This window comes from Streptomyces sp. NPDC003697 (assembly GCF_053587115.1).
Map to the genome: position 1 here is coordinate 1 of NZ_JBSFNN010000157.1, position 3,692 is coordinate 3,692.

Sequence of the window (3,692 nt, forward strand, 5' to 3'; positions counted from 1 at the left end):
CCCGGCTCCGGCGACAGAATTGCGAGCCGCGGGGTGGAGTCGAAGCAGTCGAGCAGGTGCGCGTGCGCGTCCCACAGCGTCACGGCGACGTACGCGGCGTCGAGGGGGAAGATGTTGAAACGGCGGTGGAAGGCTTCCACCTCATCGAGCAGGACCGCGCCGTTCGTGGTGGAAGTCATGCGAGGGTCCTCCCTTCCTGTGCAGGGGCGGTGCGGTGCGGGCAGATGCCGACGCGTACGCGTCCGGTGAGTTTGGTGACCGCGGCGCAGCCACGGGCCCGTTCGTGGTGCCCGCAGGAGCACAGCCAGTCGGCCACCGGCACGCCGGTCGTGCTGATCTGGAGGCCCGGCGTGATGCCGGTCACGGTGGCCGTGTTCGGGTCAGAGAGAAGAGCAAAAGGGACGCCCTGACGGGCGGCGCCTTTCGGCACGCCCACGCCCGGAGTGGTCGCAGCGTGTCCGGCGGCGCCCGGACCGGACGGGGCTCCGGGGAGGCTCTTCAGTGGGGGGCGAGGGGGGTAGGTCGTGCCGTCGTCCGCCGGCCGTTCTGCGGAGTGGACCAACCTCAGTGAGGGGTGGGAGCGGGTACTCACGCCGCCCTCCGCTGCTGGTTGCGAGCAATCGACCAGTTCAGCCCGCTGCGGATGGTCGCCATGCATGACCGCGGGGACAGACCGGCCTGCTCCCCCGCCAACTGAAGAGCCTCCTCGACCTGCTCCCTCGGAAGGTCGCCCCACGCGACGAACCGCCCCAGGGCTCGCGCCGCCCGGAGCAAGGTGGCGTTGCGCTCGCCTTCCGGAGCCTGCCGTACGGACGCCGTTTCGGCGTTCAAGCCCGCTGCGGCGTACTTGGACGCTCGAACGGCCGACGGTGCAGCCGTTAGTGCCCGCGCGGCGTGACGACCCGTCAGATGGGCGCTAAGCCATTCGGGTAGAGGGGCGGGCGGCATGTCGTTGAGGAGCGCGTAAGTGCCCGCACGGGTGATGCTGCCGGGGGCGACCACGTAACCACCCCACGCCCGGGTGTCGATGCGCTTGCCGAGCCTTCCGGCCGTGTTGCCGAGCCGCAGGCCAGCCGGAGCGGTGAAGTACAGGTGGAACCCACCGCTCGCGGTCCGCACCGTACGGGTCGTCGGCACGGCCTGTCCGGCGCGCTCGCAGAGCGCCGTAAAGGTCGTCACGCCGCTAGGCGTGTCCGTGCTGCCTTTCCGCTTGGGCATGTCGAGGTCGACCACGACCAGCCCGGACGGGCCGGTCGCAATGCCGACGTTGAACGGCAGCTCGCCCCACGCCCGACGTATGCGGTCCGGGTCGATGGTGGCGCGCTCCTCCCACTTGCGGTGACCGCCGGCGCAATCCCCGATGCCGGGGCAGACGTCCTCGCCATGCAGGGCGGGGCGCTTGTCGCCGAGGCGAAGCGGGAGGACGGCCCAGCCGCGCTCCGCTGCGTCGAGTGCGGCATAGAGGAGGTGACGGTTCATGCTGCACCCCGGTCGGTCAGCAGCATCTGCTCTTGGGTGGGGATGACGCGGATGACGCGCTTGCGCCAGAGCAGGGCGTAGTCGATGCAGTTGGCACAGTTCTTGTGGGTGTGGCCAGGCAGCGGGGGCCGGCGGCGGGCGTGGGAGCTCCAGGCGGCGGAGTCCGCGGAGGCCAGCAGGTGACCGACGCGTTCCAGACCGAGAATCTTGAAGCCGAAGCCGTGAAGCCTGAAGCCGTGCGCGGCCATCGCAGTCACGATCGCGGCCCCCTGGCGGGTGGACTGCAACCGGCACACCGAGCCCAGCCCGACGACCGGTTCCGCCTGCAGGTCCACCCCGGCACGGTCGTACAGCTCCACGCACCGTTCGTAGGCGGGGATGGTGTCGCCCTGAAGGACGGGGGCGATGCGGAGGTCCGGGGCGAGGGAGCGCAGTTCCAGGAAGTTGGCCACGGTGCGCCGCTGGTGCTCGGCGACGCTGAGGTGAGTACCGACGAAGTACTGCCCGCCGAACCAACCGCCCGCGATGATGGCCCTCTCGCACATCCAGTCCTGCGGGGCGGCCCAGTCGTAGGGGCCGACGTGTTCCCAGATGCGGCGCAGGTCATCGGCGTACTGCCGGGGTGAACGGGTCCATGCGCCCTTGTTCTTCAGCTCCATGAAGCCGCCGGAGTCGATGGCGTAGGGGCCCTGGGCTTCGTCCCACTTGACGGCACGGTCGAAGTGCTCGCACTTCAGGAACAGCGGCACATCGGTGAGGCGGAGCCAGTGCCGCTTGTGGGTGGTCAGGTAGAACCTCACGCCGCCACCCCCAGCACAGGAGCGAGCTGCGCAAGGGCTGCGCGGCCGGCGCACGAGAAGAGGTCCAAAAGGCGCGGGCGCGGGCGACCGCACCTCCTTTCGGTGGCATGGGCCGGACGGCCCTCGCCGAACGCACGACGTTCGGTCATGCTGGAGGTCTCCTGTTCTCTATGGAGGGACTGGAGAACCGGGGCGGGCGCAGGCTTGTGGTGAGACGGCGCCCGCCTCGGGCGTAGCTACTGGTGGGTAATGCGGAGCGCGTAGTGGCGCTGGTGGCTCGGGCCGTACTCGGTGAGCAGGCCCTCCCGGACAAGCGTCTTCAGGTCGCGCCGGGCCGTGGCCCTCTTCGGCGCGATGCCGAGCCGGGCGTAGAGGCGCATCACGCTGCCGGTCGTGATCGGGCCGTGCGGGTTGCGGTGCGCCTCGGAGAGCAGGGCGTCCGTGCGGCGGGTCTGATTGCCGGTCACCAGCCACGCTCCTTGCTGATCTCGGCACCAGGCAGCGCGGGCAGCCCCGCGGTCTCGATGCTCTTCGGGTCGAAGCCGGGCAGCGCGGCACGGGCCGTGAGCGCCGCGGCGAGCTGTTCGGCGTAGGCGGCGCCGGCGCGCGCCACCTCGACCTGGGTCGTGGCGCGCAGCGTCTCGACGCGCTCGATGTGGGCGCGCTCCTCGCGCCGCTCGCTCACGTGCCGCTCGTACGTGAGCGTGTCGCGGCGGTCGCGGCGCCAGTACCGGGCGGCGAGCCCGTAGGCGCCCGCGGTGGCCACGGACCACAGCAGCAGCGGCAGGGACATCCCGTCGGCGTATCCGGCCACGCCCGCGAAGGCGAGCGCGCCCGATGCGGCGAAGGCCGTCCCGGCGATGACGGAGTCACCCGCCCGTCCGACGCTCGCGGACGCGCCGGCCACCGCGGCCCCCAGGGACAGGGCGGTCATCAGCACGGCGTTACCGACGGAGTGTTCGGCGCCGTTAACGTTCCAGATCCGGGCGAGCGCGAGCACGGTCGTGGTGGCGAGCGCGGGCGCGGCCTTGGGCGCGACGATGGCGAGCCAGTGCCGCGCGACGATGGGTTCGTTCATGGTCGTGGTCTCCTTTCTCAGTTGCCGAGGTCGCTGAGGGCGGTGGCGAACGCCTGCACCAGGTCGTGGATGGGCCCGTAGGCGCCGGTACCGGCGGTGAAGAAGCCGAACAGGAACAGCGCGAGGGCGGCCCCACCTCCGGCCGCCTTGGTCTTGAGGGCGAAGGCGGAGGCGGCGCCGAACAGCAGCACGGCGGAGATGTTGAGGATCACGGCAGAGAACTCGCTTTCGGGCGAGGTGGACGGATGGATACGCTCTGCGCGCCCCGGATGCTGGCAATTTCGGGACGACAGACCGGCGCCCGTGCCCGCCTGGCTCCAGCTAGGAGCGGGGTC

At 71.1% G+C, this 3,692-nt stretch carries 6 protein-coding genes and 1 pseudogene; all 7 read right to left on the bottom strand.

Annotated features, from left to right (window positions below; all coding sequences use genetic code 11):
* A pseudogene (locus ACWDNY_RS31180) lies at positions 1 to 179 on the bottom strand (DUF3631 domain-containing protein); the annotation flags it as partial.
* Positions 176 to 364 (bottom strand): hypothetical protein, encoded by a 189-nt coding sequence (locus ACWDNY_RS31185; RefSeq protein WP_391600006.1) that lies wholly within the window; start codon positions 362 to 364, stop codon positions 176 to 178. The gene ACWDNY_RS31185 and the pseudogene ACWDNY_RS31180, both read right to left, overlap by 4 nt.
* A gap of 224 nt (positions 365 to 588) precedes the next feature.
* Positions 589 to 1,479 (bottom strand): bifunctional DNA primase/polymerase, encoded by an 891-nt coding sequence (locus ACWDNY_RS31190; RefSeq protein WP_451649169.1) that lies wholly within the window; start codon positions 1,477 to 1,479, stop codon positions 589 to 591.
* Complete coding sequence (locus ACWDNY_RS31195) at positions 1,476 to 2,279, bottom strand: deazapurine DNA modification protein DpdA family protein (RefSeq protein WP_451649170.1); 804 nt, start codon at positions 2,277 to 2,279, stop codon at positions 1,476 to 1,478. Before ACWDNY_RS31195 ends, ACWDNY_RS31190 begins: the two co-directional genes overlap by 4 nt.
* Before the next feature lie 236 nt (positions 2,280 to 2,515).
* Complete coding sequence (locus tag ACWDNY_RS31200; RefSeq protein ID WP_451649171.1) at positions 2,516 to 2,746, bottom strand: hypothetical protein; 231 nt, start codon at positions 2,744 to 2,746, stop codon at positions 2,516 to 2,518.
* A complete protein-coding gene (locus tag ACWDNY_RS31205; RefSeq protein WP_451649172.1) occupies positions 2,743 to 3,357 on the bottom strand; it encodes a hypothetical protein in 615 nt (204 codons plus the stop codon). Before ACWDNY_RS31205 ends, ACWDNY_RS31200 begins: the two co-directional genes overlap by 4 nt.
* Before the next feature lie 17 nt (positions 3,358 to 3,374).
* Positions 3,375 to 3,692: hypothetical protein (locus tag ACWDNY_RS31210; protein WP_451649173.1), on the bottom strand; the 318-nt coding region annotated here is incomplete at its 5' end.

Excerpts from the sequence above, each read along its gene's own strand:
- ACWDNY_RS31190 (WP_451649169.1), bottom strand. The coding sequence starts at position 1,479 with ATGAACCGTCACCTCCTCTATGCCGCACTCGACGCAGCGGAGCGCGGC.
- ACWDNY_RS31205 (WP_451649172.1), bottom strand. The coding sequence starts at position 3,357 with ATGAACGAACCCATCGTCGCGCGGCACTGGCTCGCCATCGTCGCGCCC.